At 71.6% G+C, this 16705-nt stretch carries 14 protein-coding genes and 2 tRNA genes; 10 read left to right on the forward strand and 6 right to left on the reverse strand.

What is annotated here, in order from left to right; genetic code table 11:
* Positions 1 to 34: 34 nt before the first annotated feature.
* From DFI_RS00405 to DFI_RS00435, 7 genes are all read left to right on the forward strand, one after another.
* Positions 35 to 499, forward strand: coding sequence for a PaaI family thioesterase (locus DFI_RS00405; RefSeq protein WP_022800671.1), 465 nt, complete (start codon positions 35 to 37; stop codon positions 497 to 499).
* A gap of 145 nt (positions 500 to 644) precedes the next feature.
* Positions 645 to 1058 (forward strand): hypothetical protein, encoded by a 414-nt coding sequence (locus tag DFI_RS00410; RefSeq protein WP_244940287.1) that lies wholly within the window; start codon positions 645 to 647, stop codon positions 1056 to 1058.
* A gap of 97 nt (positions 1059 to 1155) precedes the next feature.
* Positions 1156 to 3558: a penicillin acylase family protein gene (locus DFI_RS00415; RefSeq protein WP_027463238.1), complete on the forward strand. Its 2403-nt coding sequence runs from the start codon at positions 1156 to 1158 to the stop codon at positions 3556 to 3558.
* A 117-nt stretch (positions 3559 to 3675) separates the two neighbouring features.
* The gene (locus DFI_RS00420) at positions 3676 to 4275 is read left to right on the forward strand and encodes a hypothetical protein (protein ID WP_022800668.1); all 600 of its coding nucleotides are present in this window, start codon (positions 3676 to 3678) and stop codon (positions 4273 to 4275) included.
* 8 nt (positions 4276 to 4283) lie between these two features.
* Positions 4284 to 5057, forward strand: a complete 774-nt coding sequence (locus DFI_RS00425; RefSeq protein WP_027463239.1) for a metallophosphoesterase — start codon at positions 4284 to 4286, stop codon at positions 5055 to 5057.
* 78 nt (positions 5058 to 5135) lie between these two features.
* Positions 5136 to 5211, forward strand: a tRNA-Asp gene (locus DFI_RS00430).
* Positions 5212 to 5229: 18 nt separating this feature from the next.
* Positions 5230 to 5305: transfer RNA gene (locus DFI_RS00435), tRNA-Phe, on the forward strand.
* A gap of 49 nt (positions 5306 to 5354) precedes the next feature.
* On the opposite strand, the gene DFI_RS00440 is transcribed toward DFI_RS00435, so the two are convergent.
* Entirely contained in the window at positions 5355 to 6530 is a 1176-nt protein-coding gene (locus DFI_RS00440; RefSeq protein WP_027463240.1) for a S8 family serine peptidase, read from the reverse strand.
* Between the two features lie 66 nt (positions 6531 to 6596).
* Between DFI_RS00440 and DFI_RS00445 the strand changes: the two genes are divergently transcribed.
* Both DFI_RS00445 and DFI_RS00450 read left to right on the forward strand, forming a co-directional pair.
* Positions 6597 to 7379, forward strand: coding sequence for an SDR family NAD(P)-dependent oxidoreductase (locus DFI_RS00445; protein ID WP_027463241.1), 783 nt, complete (start codon positions 6597 to 6599; stop codon positions 7377 to 7379).
* Between the two features lie 57 nt (positions 7380 to 7436).
* Positions 7437 to 8588 (forward strand): App1 family protein, encoded by a 1152-nt coding sequence (locus DFI_RS00450; protein ID WP_027463242.1) that lies wholly within the window; start codon positions 7437 to 7439, stop codon positions 8586 to 8588.
* A 60-nt stretch (positions 8589 to 8648) separates the two neighbouring features.
* Here the strand turns inward: DFI_RS00450 and rnr are convergent, their stop codons facing one another.
* Complete coding sequence (gene rnr, locus DFI_RS00455) at positions 8649 to 12722, reverse strand: ribonuclease R (RefSeq protein ID WP_420810872.1); 4074 nt, start codon at positions 12720 to 12722, stop codon at positions 8649 to 8651.
* A gap of 336 nt (positions 12723 to 13058) precedes the next feature.
* Entirely contained in the window at positions 13059 to 13835 is a 777-nt protein-coding gene (locus tag DFI_RS00460) for an exodeoxyribonuclease III (RefSeq protein ID WP_027463243.1), read from the reverse strand.
* A 101-nt stretch (positions 13836 to 13936) separates the two neighbouring features.
* Here DFI_RS00460 and DFI_RS00465 point away from each other — a divergent pair, with 101 nt between their 5' ends.
* On the forward strand, positions 13937 to 14245 hold the full coding sequence (locus DFI_RS00465; protein ID WP_022800661.1) for a hypothetical protein: 309 nt from the start codon (positions 13937 to 13939) through the stop codon (positions 14243 to 14245).
* Positions 14246 to 14269: 24 nt separating this feature from the next.
* On the opposite strand, the gene DFI_RS00470 is transcribed toward DFI_RS00465, so the two are convergent.
* From DFI_RS00470 to accC, 3 genes are read right to left on the reverse strand one after another with little or no spacing between them, the layout of a single operon-like run.
* Positions 14270 to 14890 carry a class I SAM-dependent methyltransferase gene (locus DFI_RS00470; protein ID WP_027463244.1) on the reverse strand — a complete coding sequence of 207 codons (621 nt, stop codon included), beginning with the start codon at positions 14888 to 14890 and terminating at the stop codon, positions 14270 to 14272.
* Complete coding sequence (locus DFI_RS00475; protein ID WP_027463245.1) at positions 14887 to 15198, reverse strand: hypothetical protein; 312 nt, start codon at positions 15196 to 15198, stop codon at positions 14887 to 14889. The genes DFI_RS00470 and DFI_RS00475 overlap by 4 nt, the downstream gene beginning before the upstream one ends.
* A 31-nt stretch (positions 15199 to 15229) precedes the next feature.
* A complete protein-coding gene (gene accC / locus DFI_RS00480) occupies positions 15230 to 16576 on the reverse strand; it encodes an acetyl-CoA carboxylase biotin carboxylase subunit (RefSeq protein WP_022800659.1) in 1347 nt (448 codons plus the stop codon).
* Between the last annotated feature and the right edge of the window lie 129 nt (positions 16577 to 16705).

A 16705-nucleotide genomic window follows, 5' to 3' on the forward strand; every position in this document is an offset into this window, starting at 1 on the left:
GGGCCGGAGCGGGCGGCGTGGGTATGCTGGGCGCATGACGTTGCACCCGGACCTGAACTGGCCCACGCCTGAGGAAATGGCGCGCCTCTCCCCGCAGGAACTCGCGGCGCGTTTCGGGGGACTGTCCGGGACGCTGGGGGAGCGGCTGGGCGTGGAGTTCCTGAGCGTGGAACCGGCCCGGATCGTGGCGCGCATGCCGGTGGACGGCAACCGACAGCCGGCCGGGCGGCTGCACGGCGGGGCGAGCCTGGCGCTGGCGGAGGAACTGGCGAGCGTGGGCAGCTGGCTGAACCTGGACCCGCTGCGGCAACTGGCGGTGGGCGTGGACCTGAACGCCACGCACGTGCGCGGCGTGACGGGCGGCTGGGTGACGGGCGAGGCGACCCTGACGTACCGGGGCCGGTCGCTGATGGTGTGGGCGGTGGAACTGCGCGACGAGCGGGGCCGGGTGACCAGCATGGCGCGCTGCACCTGCAACGTGATCAGCACCGGCGCCTGACCCTCGGCGGCCCGTGTCCTTGAGGCTCCCCTGGGGTGGCGGGGGGGTGAGGGGAGCGTAAGGGCCGTGTCAGAGGCCCGCCCCTACGCTGAACCCTGCCCTGGACGAGCTTCCGACGCGTGCCCGGGCACTCGGGGTGCCCGCCATGATGACCAGTTCCGCCGCCCACCGCCTGCCCCCCACCGACCTGCTCGACCCGGACGGGTTCGAGGACCCCTGCTTTCTGGTGGTGGATCACCTGGAGTTCGCGGACGTGTCCGCCGTACCGGAGGTGCAGGTGCTGGAGGGCGGGCAGGTGCTGACCTTCCGGTTCGGGAACGGGTACGGCGCGGTCGTGGCACGTCAGGATCACCTGCCGGCACTGACGGCGTTCGAGTTCTGCGTGCTGGACTGCACGCCCCCGGGCCTGCGGCCGACCTTCGACACGCCGGTCGCCTCGGCGCTGCTGGCGGGGCTGTCGCACGGGGCGGTGGGCGGGCTGCTGCGGCAGGCGCAGGCCCTGCCCCGGCACCCGGCGCTGCAGGCTGCGGACGCCGCCCTGCGGGACGAACTGTTCTGAGATCCTCCGGGCGTCATGTTCCCGCGCCGGCCACGTGGCCGGCGCGAACGCGTATGCTCTCCTGAACCAGGTTCAAAACAAGGCAGGAGGAACACGTATGGCGACGGGAAGACGCGGCGCAGGCCGCCGGGTGGGATGGGTGGTGAGGGGGCTGCTGGGCCTGATCCTGGCCGTGGCGGCCGTGATCGGCGGGGCGTTCCTGTGGGTGCGGAGCACGGCGCTGCCGCGCGTGGCGGGCGCCGCGGTGGTGCAGGGCCTGTCCGGGCCGGTCACGGTCACGCGGGACCAGTGGGGCGTGCCGCACATCCGCGCGCAGGGCAGTGACGAGGACGCGGTGTTCGCGCTGGGGTTCGTGCACTGGCAGGACCGGGCGTGGCAGATGGACTTCCAGCGCCGCGTGGCCCAGGGGCGCCTGGCGGAGGTGCTGGGCGAGCCGGCCCTGGCGCAGGACCGGTTCCTGCGCATCTGGGGCTTCCAGCGGGCCGCCGAGTCGGCCCTGCCGGCCCTGTCGGACCGCTCCCGCCGCCTGATCCGGGCGTACACCGCCGGCGTGAACGCCGCCATGCAGGAAGGGAAGACAGCGGTGGAGTTCCGGATCCTGGGCTACACCCCGGACGCATGGTCGGACGTGGACAGCGTGTCGTGGAGCAAGCTGATGGCCTTCGACCTGGGCGGCAACTACGACGAGGAACTGCTGGGCCGCCGCGTGGTGGACCGGCTGGGTGAGGCCGGGCTGAACGAGGTGTTCCCGCCGTACCCGGAGGGCGCGCCCACCAACCTGAGCGCCGACGAGCTGCCACGCCCGGCGGCCCCGCCCGCGGGGCCGGCCGGCACCGGGGATACGGCCCTGCTGCCGGAACGCACCGTGGAGACATTGCGCGCGCACCTCGCGGCGGCGCGGAGCCTGGGGATGGAACGGGTGCCCGGCAAGGGCAGCAACGACTGGGTGATCGCCGGGAGCCGCACGGAAAGCGGGAAGCCGATCCTGGCGGACGACCCTCACCTGGCGCTGACCAGCCCCATGCTGTGGTACCTCGCGGACCTCCAGGGCCCGACCCTCAAGGCCATCGGCGCGAGCATCCCGGGCCTGCCGGCCATCGTGATCGGCCGCAACGAGCGCGTGGCGTGGGGGGTCACGAACGTGAACCCGGACGTGCAGGACCTGTACTTGGAACCCGAGGGCACGCGCCTCACGCAGCGCACCGAGGTCATCAGGGTGAAGGGCAAACCGGACGTGCAACTGGTCGTCCGCGAGAGCGCGCACGGGCCCGTCATCAGCGACGTGGCCGGCGAGGACGCCAGGGCCGCCGGGCCGACCGTGGCCCTGAAGTGGACGGCCCTGGCCCCCGGGGACACCACCATGGACGCCTTCCTGGGTCTGAACTACGCCGCTAACTGGGCGGACTTCACCCGGGCCCTGAGCGCCTACGTGGCGCCCAGCCAGAACTTCGTGTACGCCGACGTGGACGGCAACACCGGCTACTACGCGCCGGGCCGCATGCCGGTGCGCCGCGGCTGGGACGGCTCGCTGCCCGTGCCCGGGGACGGCAGCCGCGAGTGGCAGGGATTCATTCCCTTCGAGGACCTCCCGCACACCTTCAACCCGGCCGACGGGCTGGTCGTCACCGCGAACAACCGCGTGGTGCCCGGCAGCTACCCGTACGAGATCGGCAACATCCGCAACTGGGCCGAACCCTACCGCGCCCGGCGCATCACCGACCTGCTCACCGGCCGGCCCACCGGCCTCACCCTGGACGACGTGAAACGCGTGCAGCTGGACACCGTCAGCCTGGTGTGGCAGGACCTGAAACCCCGGATGCTGGCCGCGACGCCCGACGGGGAATCCAGCCGCCGCGCGCTGGAACTGCTGCGCGGCTGGGACGGCAACCAGACGGTGGACAGCGTGCCCGCGCTGATCTTCGAGGCATGGCTGATGCAGTTGCAGAAACTCGCGCAGGACGAACTCGGCAACGAGCACGCCGTGAACAGCTTGGCCGTCCTGAACGCCCTGGACGGCGGCGGCCGCCTGTGCCAGGACGCCGCACGGCAGATCAGGGACTGCCCGCAACTGCTCACCGCCACCCTGCGGCAGGCCGTGACCGACCTGCAGGCCCGCCTGGGCGATGACCCCGCCGGCTGGACGTACGGCAAACTGCACCGCGTCGCCAGCGACCACCGCGCCTTCGGCAAGGTGAAGTACCTGCGGGACGTGTTCAACCACAGCGCCCCCACGCCCGGCGGCACGAACACCGTGAACGTCGCCCGGCCGGAGGCCGGCACCTTCCGCCAGACGCACGGCCCCAGCTACCGCCAGATCGTGGACCTCAGCGACCCCAACCGCAGCCTGTACATCGGCAGCCTCGGGCAGGGCGGCAGCCCCATCGGCCCGCACGCCAGCGACCAGCAGACCCTCTGGGCCCGCGGCGAGTACCTGCCCATGAGCACCGACCCGAAAGACTGGGGCCCGACCCGGGTGATGACCCTGAACAGCCTGAAGTGACCGCCCTCCTCGCTGCCCCCGGCCCCGCACGGCCGGGGGTGGATGCGTCCCCTCCACGCCGTGAGAATGGCGGTTTTCTGAAATCGCCCCCCGGGCAGATGCTCTACACTTCCCGGCATGGCCGACCTCGACCGCGTCCGCGAAGCCCTGCGCGCCAGCATGACCGGCTGGGCGACCCTGGAAGTCCGGGGCGACCAGGCGCGCGTCACGCCCGCCCCCGACCTGGACGCCCTGAGCGCCCACCTGGACCGCGCCGACCCCACCTGGGCCCTGACCTGGGCGTGCGACAGCGTGCAGCCGCCCGTCGTGCGCGCCCACCTGCAACTCGGCGGCCTCACCCGCGAGGGCCTCGCCACCGCCCACACCCTCGCCGACGCGAAACTCGCCGCTCTGGCCGACGCCGCCCGCCTGTACGGCGTGGCGCCCGCCAGCGAAGGCCACTGGGTCGAGTACGACCCGGACGACGGCGCCAACACCACCGACCTCGACGCCGAAGCGCCCCTGCCCACCGCGCCCAGCGCGCCGCCCCGCGTCACCGAACCGCCCCGCGACCCGCAGATGGAAAAGGCCCGCCGGCACATTGAGGACCTCCTCGAACAGCTCAAGGTCGCCGGACGCGGCGGAGAGGCCGCCCGCATCCTCATGCGCGGGTACGGCGAGACCCTCGAGGAAAGCCGCGACATCTACAAGCGCCTCCAGACCCTCCTGAAAGGCTGAGCGGCCCCGTGCGCAAGTTCATCGCCATCGGGGACGTCCACGCCGACTTCGACACCATGTGGGCGGCCCTGCGTGCCGCCAGCTGCGCGGACGCGCAGGGCCGCCCCACCCCGCCCGTCCAGGCCGGGCTGTTCCAGGTCGTCCTGATCGGCGACCTCGTCCACCCCAAGAACGAACGCGAGTACGCCCGCGTCGCCGGACTCCCCCGCTTCAACGCCAGCGACCCCGACCACCTGACCCTCGCCGCCCGGGAACAGGCCCGGCAGCTCGACCGGCTGCGCGAGTACCAGCTTCAGGCGCCGCACGCCGTGCACATCCTGCTCGGCAACCACGACGACGCCGTGCTCCACCCCCGCTTCGTCCTTGGCACCAGCAGCGGCCTCAAACACGTGGAATTCGACCCCGCGCATGGCGGCGTGCCCCTCCCCGCCCACCTGCACGAGTGGATGAGCACCTTCCTGCGTGAACTGCGCGTCGGCAGCGCGGGCGGCGACCTGCACTTTGCGCACGTCAGCCCCCTCCCGGCCCACACCCACTACGACGACCTCTTCTACGCCGACCACAGCCCCAAACGCTGGTTCGTCGACGCGCCCGACTACGTCCGCATGGCCGGGCTCCAGTACGGTGTGTACGGCCACACCCAGATCCAGGGCGGCATCCTCCTCGAGGACGACCACCGCTTCGCCATGATCGACGCCCTGCAATCCCGCGAGTACCTGGAGCTCATGTTCGACCCCGCCAGCACCGACCCCGTGCGCGTCGTGCGCGCCGTGCCCTTCTGAGCCCCGTCCGAAGTTGACAAGCCCAGGAGGCCCCAGTATCCTTAACCCCGCTGCTTTTTCGGGCGGCAACACCAGAATGGTCCGGTAGTGTAGCGGTTAGCATATCTGCCTGTCACGCAGAAGGTCGCGGGTTCAAATCCCGTCCGGACCGCCAACCTCCCTCCGGGGAGACGGCTAGGTAGCTCAGCTGGTAGAGCAAACGACTGAAAATCGTTGGGTCGCCGGTTCAAGTCCGGCCCTGGCCACCAAGAAAGGAATGCCCCCGCCTCGTGCGGGGGTTTTCCTTGTATGCCGTGATTATTTGCGGGCGGTGGGGGTGAGGAGGGCCTTCAGGGCCGCCTGGGCGTTCAGCAGGCCGGCGCCGCAGCTTTTCAGCGGGTCGGGGTCACAGCCCCCGGCGGGAAAGGGCGTGGTGTTGCGGGTGAGCAGGTCCCGCAGTTGCGCCGGGGTCAGGGTGGCGCGGGCGCCGAGGAGCAGGCTGGCAACGCCGGTGACATGCGGGGCGGCCATGCTGGTGCCGTCGGGGCTACGTTCGCCGCCGGGGCCGCTGACGCTGCTGACGGTGATACCTCGGCCCTGTTCCCCGCCGGGCGCGGCGAGGCCGACGGTGCGGCCCCAGTTGGCGTAGGCGGGCCGGGTGCCCTGTTCGCGGACGCTGGTGACGGTCAGGACGTTGCGGCAGCCGGCGGGGGAGTACCCGGCGGCGTCCTTGCCGTCGTTGGCGGCGCCGGCCACGACCAGCACGCCGCGGGCGGTCACGGCGTCCAGGGCGGCCTGCACGCGGGCGTCGCAGCGGGTGAGGGGAATGAAGTCGGCGTACAGGCTGAGGTTCAGGATGCGGGCGGGGTTGGGGTTGGCGGGTACGCCGGGCACGCTGAGGCCGGCGGCCCATTTCAGGCCGTCAACGAGATCGGGCACATCAATCATGCCGTCGGTGCCGGCGACGCGCACGTGCACGATCTTCGCCTGGGGGTTGATGCCGGCCATACCGCGGCCGTCGTGGGCGGCGGCGATGACGTTGGCGACGACCTCGCCGTGGTACGCGTAGGGGCCGAGGGCGGTGGCGTCCGCGTCGCGGCCGGTGCCGTCGCCCGCGCGGGTGACGTCCCGCACGAAGTCGTACCCGTTCACGACCCGTCCGGTGAGTTCCGGGGAGTTCACGAACCCGGTGTCGAGCACGGCGACCGTGACCGGCCCGCCGCGGGTAAGGGCCCAGGCTTCCGGGATGTGGATGGCCTGCAGGCTCCACTGCCGGGGGTAGAGGGGGTCTCGGGGCGCGTAGGCGGGTGTGGGTGCGGGGGTGGGCGGGCTGGGGCGGACGGGGTCGGGTTGCAGGACGGGCAGGTCCGGCAGGGGCTGCACGGGGGCGGGCGTGCCGGGCGGCAGGGCGGGAATCGGGACCAGCCGGATGGCGTGGCCGCCCGCGCCGAGCAGGGTGGCCGTGGCGAGCAGGAGCAGCGGGAGGCGGGGCATGATCCCGGGAGTCTGTCATCCGGTCCTGACGGCCGCCTGAGCGGGGGCTTTCGGGTAGCATCACGCATGACCGGGGCACAGGAGCAGGGGCGGGTGGTGGTCCTGACCGGCGCGTCCAGCGGGATCGGGCGGGCCACGGCGGTGGAACTGGCGGCGCGCGGGTACCGGCTGGTCCTGGCGGCGCGGCGGGCGGGGGAACTGCTGGCCCTGGCGATGGAGCTGGACCCCACCGGCACGCGGGCGGTGGCGGTGCCGGTGGACGTGACCTCGCCGGACGCGCGGGCGTTCCTGATGGACACGGCCCGGACGGTGTTCGGGCGGGTGGACGTGCTGGTCAACAACGCGGGCGTGACGGTGGAGCAGGGCTGGTGGTGGGACGATCCGGACCCCCTGCGGGTGCTGCGGGTGAACCTGGAAGCGCCCATCGAGCTCACGCGGCTGGTGCTGCCGGAGATGCGGGCGCGGGGCAGCGGGCACGTGGTGAACATCGGGAGCGTGGCGGGCCGCGCGGCGACGAACGGCATGTACAGTGCCAGCAAGTTCGGCATGCGGGGCTTCTCGCTGGCCCTGCGGCGGGAACTGCTGGGCAGCGGCGTGCACGTCAGCCTGATCGCGCCGGGGTTCGTGAAAAGCGAGATGACCGCCCGCGCGCAGCTGCCCATGCCCGGGCCGGAGGTGGTGGCCCGCGCGGTCGCGGACGTGCTGGAGCGCCCGCGGCGGGAGGTGATCGTCCCGGGCGTGTACCGGGCGCTGGCGTGGCTGGACCGCCGGCTGCCCGCCCTGGCGGACGTGATCGTCACGCGGGTGCTCATGCGCCGCCGCTACGGGCACGGCCGCCCGCACGGGTGACCTGAGGGTCCCTTCACGTCCCGGCCGGGGCCGCCCGGCGCCTCCTAGACTGGGCGGGTGAGTGCGCTCAAGACTGCCTTCAAGGCCCTGCTGCCCGCCCTGGAGCGCGGCGGGAGTTTCGCGGACCGGACCTTCAACGGCATCGTGCAGCCCCGCCGCGCGCGCGGGAAACTGATCCTGCAGGCGTACGTGGGCTGGGGCACCCCCCGCGAGGTGGAACTCTCCGGGCGGGTGCTGCTGCCCCGCACCCCGCAGCGCGCCATGAAGGGCGACACGCGGCTGAGGAACTTCTCGAACGTGATGCGCCGCATGCTCTCCCGGGAGGTCGGCGGCATCACCGTGCAGGGCACCCTGGACGGACAGGTCGTGCAGGCCGTCAGCGACCTGGACGGGTACTTCAACCTGAAGTTCACGCCCGCGCAGCCCCTGCCCGCCGGCTGGCATCAGGTCACCCTGACCATGCCGGGCCGCGACGCGCCGGACGGCACCGGCCAGGTGGGCACCGGGCAGGCCGGGGTGGGACAGGGCCGCCGCGCCCGCGTGCAGGTCATCGACTGCGCCCGTTACGGCATCATCAGCGACCTGGACGACACCGTCATCCAGTCGGACGTGACCAGCGTGCCCCGCATGCTCCAGACCGTCCTGACCGGCAACGCCCGCACCCGCCTGCCCTTCCCCGGGGTGGGGGCCCTGTACCGCGCCCTGACCCGCGACGGCCTGGAACGCAACCCGATCTTCTACGTGAGCAGCAGCCCATGGAATTTCTTCGACCTGCTGCTGAGCTTCCTGGATTACCGCCGCATTCCGCTGGGCCCGCTGTTCCTGCGCAACTGGGGGTTCGACCTGCTGCGGGGGCACGGCGAGTACAAGCACGGCGTCATCGAGGGCATCCTGACCCGCTTTCCGCAGCTGCCGTTCATCCTGGTGGGCGACAGCGGCGAGAAGGACCCGGAGATCTACGCGGAGATCGTGCGCCGCCACCCGAACCGGGTGCTGGCCGTGTACATCCGCGACGTCACCACCGACGCCATGCGGGACCAGGGGGTGCTGGACCTTGCCCGAGAAGTCCGCAAGGCCGGCGTGGACCTCGTGCTGGCGCGCGACAGCCTCGCCGCTGCCGGGCACGCGCTGGCGGCCGGGTTCATCACCCCGGACGAGTACCGCGCCGTGATGGAAAGCGTGCAGGACACCGCCGCCCACACCACCTGACCCCCGCGGGGGACGGGAAAGGGGAGGGCCCGCCGGGCCCTCCCCTGAATGAACGGGGGCTTACTCGGTGCCGCCGGCGCCCGAGCCGTTGCCGCCCCGGCGTCCGCGGCGGCGCCGGCGGCGCTTGGCGTCGTCCCCGCCCGCGTCAGCCGACGCGTCCGGAGCGGCCTGGACCGGCGCCTGGGGCCGCGGGGCGGGCGGGGCCTGACGGGGCTGCTCGCCGGCCTGGGCGCCGTTGAGGTTCCGCACGGCACCCCGGTCGTTCGCACCCCGGGAGTACCCGCGGCCGCCGCGCTCGCTGCCGCCCCGGTCCGGACGGGGGTACCGGTCGCCCCGGCCGCCCTGGCTTTCCTCGGGCGGCATGTTCTCGATGGTCCAGTCCCCGAAGTACATGCGCTGCACGGTGATGTTCACCGGGCGCAGGTGCTCGTTGCGGGGGCGTTCCAGGGTGATCACGCGCCGGGGGTTCCCACCGCGGGAGCCGCCGCGGTCCTGCCGGTCCCCGCGGTCCGGGCGCTCGCCCACGGCCATCCCGCCGAACGTGCGGCCCTGGGCCTGGTTGCTGCGGCTGCCGCTGCGGTCGTTGCTGCCGCGCTCGGCGCGCTGGTACCCGCGGCCGCCGCTGCGGCCCGCGCCGCCCTGGCCGCGCCCGGCACTGGGGCTGCTCATGACGGGGGCCGGGTCGTCCAGCGTGAACTTGCGGGGGGCGCTGGGCTGCACGCCCGCGAGCTTCTCGCGGCGTTCGGCCTCGCGGTCCTCGCGGCGGCGGGCGCGGGGTTTGTGGTCAGTGTCCATGTCGGTACTCTCCTGCGTAAAGTCGATCATGCGCGCCAGGGGGTTCACGGCGCTGATGGTGACGGTCATGGGGTCACCCAGGCGGAAGGTGCGCCCGTGGCTGCGGCCCCGGAGCATCTGCGCGTCCTCGATGAAGATGTAGTAGTCGTCGTCCAGGTTGCTGATGTGCAGCTTGCCTTCCACGCCGTTGTCCAGCGCCACGTACAGCCCGCTGGCGACCACGCCCGACACGTTCCCTGTGAAGGTCTGGTTCAGGTGCTCCTGAGCCCACTTCGCCTGGTAGTACTTCGTCAGGTCACGTTCGGCCTCGGCGGCCGCGCGTTCACGGTCACTGGTGTGATTGCCCATCTCCGGGAGGCGCGACTGCAACTGCGCGACCTCGCGGCCGCCGGCCTTCAGGTCGCCCGCGAGCATGTCCTTCAGCACGCGGTGCACCAGAAGGTCCGGGTACCGGCGGATGGGGCTGGTGAAGTGCAGGTACTCGTCGAAGGCCAGGCCGAAGTGACCCAGGTTCTCGCCGGCGTACTTGGCCTGCTGCATGCTGCGCAGCAGCAGGGTGTTCACCACGCTCTCGCGCGGCGTACCGCGCACCTGCTTCAGCACCGCCTGGTACGCCTGCGGGGTGGGTTCCCCGCCCGGGAACGCGAAGCCCAGACGCCCGATGGCCTGCGTGACCTCCTGGAAGCGTTGCAAGGTGGGTTCCTCGTGGATGCGGAACAGGGCCGGGATCTCGCGCTGCAGCAGTTCGTGCGCGACGACCTTGTTCGCCAGCAGCATCAGGTCCTCGATCATGCCGCGGGCGGTTTCCTCGCGGATGGGAATGAGTTCCATGCGGCCGTCCGGGCCGACGTCCACCTTGACCTCGCGCATCTTGAAGTCCAGGCTGCCTTCCCGCAGCCGCTTCTGGCGGAGTTTGCTGGTGATCTTCAGCAGCAGGTGCAGGTCGCCTTCCAGGTGCCGGGCGTGGTCCGGCAGGGTGGCGGTCGCCTCGCTGTAGGCCTGCACCTCGTCGTACGTGAGGCGCGCCTTGCTGTTGATCACGCTGGGCGCGAGCTGCACGTGCAGGATCTCGCCTTCCGGGGACAGTTCCACCATGGCCGTCAGGGTCAGGCGGTCCTCGTACGGCACCAGGCTGCACACGCCGTTGCTGAGGTGCTCGGGCAGCATGGGCAGCACCCGGCCGGGCAGGTACACGCTGGTCGCGCGGGCGTACGCCTCCTCGTCCAGCGGCGCGCCCTCCTGCACGTAGTGGCTGACGTCCGCGATGTGCACGCCCACCACGAAGTTCCCCTCCGGGGTCGGCTGGATGTGAATGGCGTCGTCAAAGTCCTTGGCGTCGCGGCCGTCCACGGTGAAGATGTTGAACTCGCGCAGGTCCAGCCGACCCACCAGGGCCTCCGGCGGAATCTGCGTGGGAATTGCGGCCGCCTGCGCCTCCACCTCGGGCGGGAACTCGCCGCGCAGCCCGAACTTCACGATCACCGCCTCGGTTTCCGTCTCCGGGTCGTCCTCGGCGCCCAGCACGCGCTTGATCTGCCCGAACACCTCGTCCTCGCCGGTGTGCTCCGGCCAGAACAGCTCGGTCACCACGCGCGCCCCGGCTTCCAGGCCCTCCAGGCCCTCCGGGAGCAGCAGGATGCGGTGCCGGGCGCGGTGGTCGTCCGGTTTCAGGATCGGGTGCCCGTGATGGAATTCCAGCGTGCCCACCAGCTGCGAGTACGCCCGCTGCACGATCCGGATCACGCTGGCGCGCGGGTTCCCGTCGCCCTTCTGGCCGCGCCGGGACCCGCGGGCGCCACGGTCGTCGCCGCGGTCCCCGCGACCTTCCATGCGCACCAGCACGATGTCGCCGTTCCAGGCCTCCATCGTCTGCTCCGCCGGAATGTAGAAGTCGTCCCCGCCGGAGTCCGGGATCACGAACCCGAAGCCCGCCGCCGACGCCTGGAAGCGCCCGCGCACCAGGCTCATCGCCTCCGGCAGCCCATAGGTTTTCTTGCGGGTGCGGATGACCGTGCCGGCCTCCACCAGTTCCTCCAGCAGGTCGCCCAGCTCACGCCAGCCGCCCACCTTCTCCAGCGCCTGCCGGGTAAAGGTTTTTTCCAGGTCGCGCACGTGCAGCGGGCGGCCCAGCTTGCGCAGCTGCGCGATCACCAGCTCCTGCGCAGGGTTGCCCTGCCCGGCGGCCTCGTCCGGTTCGGTCACACTGACCGGCGTCCCGCGCCGGCCCTGGCGGCCTTCCCGCACGGGGGGCGTGTGCTCGGCCGGGAGGTCCTCCGGCTCCAGCACGGCCACCGGCGAGTCCACCAGCGGCCCGGTCGTCGCGCCTGTCGTGGTGGGCACCGCCAGCGGCGCGTCCCCGGTCGCGTGCACCTCCTCCACGCCCGCCAGCGGCGGCAACTCCTCCGCGGGGGCCGGCGCGGCCTTCGGCTTGCGGCCCCGGCGCTTGGGCGGGTCCAGAATCACCGGCTCGGCCACCACGGCCGCTTCCGGCTCGATGACGACCTCGTCGGTCAGGGCCGGCAGGGCGGCCTCGGCGTCCACGTCCGCCTTCTTTCTGCGGCCGCGCTTCACGGGCGTGGGCGGCACGAGATCCGCCGCCGGGGAGACGGGCTCCGCCACGGCATCCACAGACTTCGCGGTCCGGCCGCGGCGCTTGGCCGGTCCGGGCTCAGCCGCGGGCGGTTCCACCGGCCCGGCCTCGGCGGTCGGGGTGACCTCCACCTCGGGCACGGGAACCGCTTTGCCCCGGCCGCGGGTCGCCCGCGCGGGTTTGGAGGGGGCTGGCTGGGGTTCAGCCACAGCCGGCACGTCGGTGCCGGTGTCCACGGCGGCGGCCGGGGTTGCGGCTTTCGCTTTCGGCTGGCGGCCGCGCCGGGGTGCCGGGGACTCCACCGGAGTCTGCTCCAGGGCGGTCGGGGCCGGCTCGGCAAGGGCCGGGGTGACCTCCAGTGCGGGGGCCGCCGCCGTTTTCTTCGCGCGGGTCGTCCGGGCAGGAGGCACGGCTGCGGCGGTGTCCTCTGCCGGTTTCCGGGCGGCGCGCTTGGGCTTGGGGACGGCCGCCTGCGGGGCCGTTTCCGTCACGGCCACCTCGGGCGGGGTGACGGCGTCCGGCTGGCGGTCTTTTTTCTGGCCGCGTTTCGCGGCAGGTTTCGTGTTGTCTACGGTGTCCTCCGGCAGGGGGGTCCTGCGGGGCGCTGCGGCCTTCTGGCGCGCGCCGGTCTGAGGGGCGGCTGTGCTCGCTTCGCTGGCCTTGCGGGGCGCCGGCATGCCGGGCTCGGCCTGATCGGCTTTCTTCACCTGACGGTTCTGCGCGGCACTCGCGGCATTGTCTTTTTTCACTCTTGGCATGAACGCACCTGAACCTGACAGGGTCTTGCAGGACGCGCCCGTGGGCTTATTTCTCAGGCTCTGTTCGCTCGCTACTGTCGCGGGCCGCGCGTGCGCAGGGGTCGTCCGGTCGGCCTGCCTGCGCGGTCACGGCGCACATTCCCGCCCACGGGAACTGGTTTTCGCTTGTCTCGGGCCCAGGCCGCGCCGCTTTACCCACGGACCACTCTGGGTCACCCTGTGGGGGCGCGGCCTCCGGAACCCGGCAGCACACTCAGAGTAGCACGCCGTTCCTGACGGGATCTTTACGTCAAATGGCCGCCTGACGGGGGACTCCGGGGCGCGGTTTCAGGGGCGCTGCACCACGCCGCTCAGCGGCGCGTGATCGCTCAGGCGCGCGTCGCGGTCCACGCACACGCCGCGCAGGTTCACGCCGCTGGCCAGCAGGTAATCGATGCGCCAGCCGACGTTGTTCGCATACGCGTTCCCGCGGTTACTCCACCACGTGTACTCGGCCTGCTCGCCCAGGCAGTCGCGGTGGCAGTCCACCAGCCCGGCCTGCAGGTGCGCGCTCAGCCACTCGCGCTCGTGCGGCAGGAACCCGCTGTTCTTCGCGTTGGACCGCCAGTTCTTCAGGTCGATATTCTGGTGCGCGATGTTGTAATCCCCACCGATCACGGTGGGCGTGCCCTCGGCCAGCAGGGCCGAGACCCACGCCTGGTAGTCCAGCAGCACGCGGTCCTTGAAGCCCTGCCGCTCCGGGCCGCTGCTGCCGCTGGGCAGGTACACGCTCACGAACCGCACGCCGCCCACCACCGCGCTCACCACCCGGCCCTCCCGGTCCATGTCGTCGTGCGGCATGCCCACCCGCACGTCCTCCAGCGGGTGCCGGGCCAGCAGCGCCACGCCGCTGTAGCCGGGTTTCTGCGCCGGGAACCACGCGCCCGCGTACCCCAGGTCCGCCAGGGCGTCCGGCATCGGGTCGGCGCGGACCTCCTGCAGCAGCAGCACGTCCGGCTGCGCAGCCTGCACCCAGTCGTGCAGGCCCTTGCGCAGCGCGCTGCGCAGGCCGTTCACGTTCAGCGTCGTGACCTTCAGTCCGTCCGGGCCAGCACTCTGCGTCATTGCCGCCGAGGATACCGCCCGGCCTTTACCGGGAGTTCATGCAACGCCGGCCGCGCGCCCCGGGGGACCCGCCGCCGCCTCCGGCCCGGTACTCTGAACCCATGGTAGAGATCAAATTCCGACAGGAGCACAGCGGTGACGAGTACCAGATGACGCACCCGAAAGCGGCCCGCGTCCTGAAGGACATCGAAGCCTGGGCACAGGGCAACAGCTTTTCCAGCGTGACCTTCTGGCAGGACGAGCAGGACCCGCACAAACTCTGGGTGCAGCTCGGCGACGACCGCCTGAACTACTGGATTCACGACAGCACCTTCACCGAAGGCAAGCACGAGACCGTGGAAATGCAGATGGACTACGCCCGGGGCGCGCAGCGCCGCAGCGCCGCCGGGTACGAGAAGTTCGACAAGTAGCCGGACCCGAGCGCACCTGGCGCCTCAGGGCGTGGCGGTCAGCACGACCAGATGAAGGGCGTCTTCCAGCTGGAAGCGCCCTTCTTCCCGCTGGGGCGCGCGGCCGTACAACTCCATCAGCCGCGTGCCCTGGGTCCGGGAGAGCCTGACCGGCGCCTGCACGTCCTGCCGAGCGGCCGTGAACCCCTCCGCGCGCAGCAGATCGAGCAGCGCCACCTCTGGCCCCGGTCCGGAAGCCGCCTCACCCGCGGCCTGCCACAGGGCCCGCAGGTGACCCGCGCCGTGCACCGCCAGGACCAGCTGGCCGCCCGGCCGCAGCACCCGCCGCGCCTCCCGCAGGGCCCCCCGGGCATCCGGCACGTGCGACAGGCTCCGCACGAACAGCGCCGCGTCGAACGCCCCATCCGGGAAGGGTAGGGCGCCCGCCATCCCGGCCTGCACGCCGGGCCCGGGCGAAGGGTCCACCCCCGCCAGTCGCCCCCGGTGCCCCCGCTCCCGCAAGGTCCGCAGCAGCCCCCCGGCCCCGGCGCCCACATCCAGCACGTCCGCCTCTGGCAGCAGGGCCAGGGCGTCCAGCAGCGGCCCCGCCGGCCACGCGACCCCTGCCAGCCGGGAGAGCAGCGCATCACGGTCCGCCAGACTCATGGCGCCAGCCCTCGGGCTGAGTCGATCAGCAAGGCGTTCCACACACTGTCGTCCGGCAGCTTCATGGAGAGGACGTTTCCGGGCCAGCCGGGCGAGTCCCGGATGAGGTCCAGGAAACAGAACACCACGCCGTACAGGTCATGTCCCGCCGGGTCCAGCGCAAGGATGAGGATGCGGACCTCGTCATCGCTGAGGGGCGAACTCATGCCCATGATGGCCTGGACGAGCGGCCACCACCCGTCCTCGTTCACGTCATAACGCAGAGTCCCGAACTCCTTCAGGGCAAGGAATTCGGGACGGGCGCTCATGGCGTTCAGGGTAAGGGTTGCGGGCTGGCGCTCAGCCTTCCTTGTTCTCCATGCGGGTTTTCAGGAAGTTGGTCATGACCGCGCCCCGTTTGTAGAAGGGGTTGTCCATGATCTTGATGTACAGCGGGATGGTGGTCTTGGGGCCCTGGATGACGGTTTCTTCCAGGGCGCGTTTCATGCGGTGGATGGCCTTGTCGCGGTCCTCGTGCCACACGATGAGTTTCCCGACCAGGCTGTCGTAGTTCGGGGGGATGCTGTAGCCGCTGTACGTGTGCGTGTCCACGCGCACGCCGGGGCCGCCCGCGAAGTGCACCTCGTCGATCTTGCCGGCGCTGGGCCGGAAGTCCTTGTCGGGGTCCTCGGCGTTGATGCGGCACTCGATGGCGTGCCCGGTCAGCACCACGTCCTCCTGGCTGATCTTGAGGCCCTCGCCGGCGGCGATCTCGATCTGCATGCGCACCAGGTCCAGGTTGCTGATCATTTCACTGACGCAGTGTTCCACCTGGATGCGGGTGTTCATTTCCATGAAGTAGTAGTTGCCGTCGCGGTCCAGGATGAATTCCAGGGTGCCGGCGCCGGTGTAGTTGATGCTGCTCGCCAGGCGCACGCCGGCCGCCAGGATCTCCTGACGCAGGCTCTCGGGGAGCGTGCTGGGCGCTTCCTCGATGAGTTTCTGGTTGCGGCGCTGGATGCTGCAGTCGCGTTCGCCGATGTGGATGACCTTGCCCTGACCGTCGCCCATGACCTGCACTTCGACGTGCCGGAACTCGGTGAGGAATTTCTCCATGATCAGCGCGGGGTCGCTGAAGTACAGTTTCGCCTCTTCCTGCGCCTGCGCGAAGCCCTTGGCAAGTTCTTCCTGGGTGTGGATGACCTTCTGCCCGCGGCCGCCGCCGCCGGCGGACGCCTTGAGCAGCACCGGGTAGCCGATCTGCTTGGCGGCGGCCAGGGCGTCCTCGACGGTGTCCAGCACGCCGGTGCCGGGCACGACCGGCACGTTCGCGGCGGCCGCCACCGCCCGCCCGCCGGCCTTGGAGCCGAGTTCGTCCATGTTTTCCGGTGTGGGGCCGATGAACACGATGCCGTGCTCGCGGCACATGCGCGCGAACTCGGGGTTTTCGGCCATGAAGCCGTACCCGGGGTGGATGGCCTCGGCGCCGGTGACCATGGCGGCCGAGAGGATGTTCGGGATGTTCAGGTACGACTGGTTGCTCGCTGGCGGGCCCACGCACACGGACTCGTCGGCGAGCAGCACGGGGAGGCTTTTCTCGTCGGCGGTGGAGTACACCACGACCGTCTTGATGCCCATCTCACGCGCCGTGCGGATCACGCGCAGCGCGATCTCGCCGCGGTTGGCGATCAGGATCTTCTTGAACATAGCTTGCGCTCCTTCGTTCAGGAGGTGGACGGGCCGGCCGGCCCGCCCGGGGACGCCACAGCCGGGCTCACCGCGAGGTTGACGCGGCGTGTCCGGCCGGGGGCGCCGCCTGGGGCGGCGGGCCGGCGC

Source organism: Deinococcus ficus (genome assembly GCF_003444775.1).
Classification (GTDB): Bacteria; Deinococcota; Deinococci; order Deinococcales; family Deinococcaceae; genus Deinococcus; species Deinococcus ficus.

Bases quoted from the DNA above. Each gene is read 5' to 3' on its own strand.
- DFI_RS00420 (WP_022800668.1), top strand. From the start codon at position 3,676: ATGGCCGACCTCGACCGCGTCCGCGAAGCCCTGCGCGCCAGCATGACC.
- DFI_RS00445 (WP_027463241.1), top strand. From the start codon at position 6,597: ATGACCGGGGCACAGGAGCAGGGGCGGGTGGTGGTCCTGACCGGCGCG.
- DFI_RS00470 (WP_027463244.1), bottom strand. From the start codon at position 14,890: ATGAGTCTGGCGGACCGTGATGCGCTGCTCTCCCGGCTGGCAGGGGTC.
- DFI_RS00405 (WP_022800671.1), top strand. From the start codon at position 35: ATGACGTTGCACCCGGACCTGAACTGGCCCACGCCTGAGGAAATGGCG.
- DFI_RS00465 (WP_022800661.1), top strand. From the start codon at position 13,937: ATGGTAGAGATCAAATTCCGACAGGAGCACAGCGGTGACGAGTACCAG.
- accC (WP_022800659.1), bottom strand. From the start codon at position 16,576: ATGTTCAAGAAGATCCTGATCGCCAACCGCGGCGAGATCGCGCTGCGC.
- DFI_RS00415 (WP_027463238.1), top strand. From the start codon at position 1,156: ATGGCGACGGGAAGACGCGGCGCAGGCCGCCGGGTGGGATGGGTGGTG.
- DFI_RS00440 (WP_027463240.1), bottom strand. From the start codon at position 6,530: ATGCCCCGCCTCCCGCTGCTCCTGCTCGCCACGGCCACCCTGCTCGGC.
- DFI_RS00475 (WP_027463245.1), bottom strand. From the start codon at position 15,198: ATGAGCGCCCGTCCCGAATTCCTTGCCCTGAAGGAGTTCGGGACTCTG.
- DFI_RS00460 (WP_027463243.1), bottom strand. From the start codon at position 13,835: ATGACGCAGAGTGCTGGCCCGGACGGACTGAAGGTCACGACGCTGAAC.
- DFI_RS00410 (WP_244940287.1), top strand. From the start codon at position 645: ATGATGACCAGTTCCGCCGCCCACCGCCTGCCCCCCACCGACCTGCTC.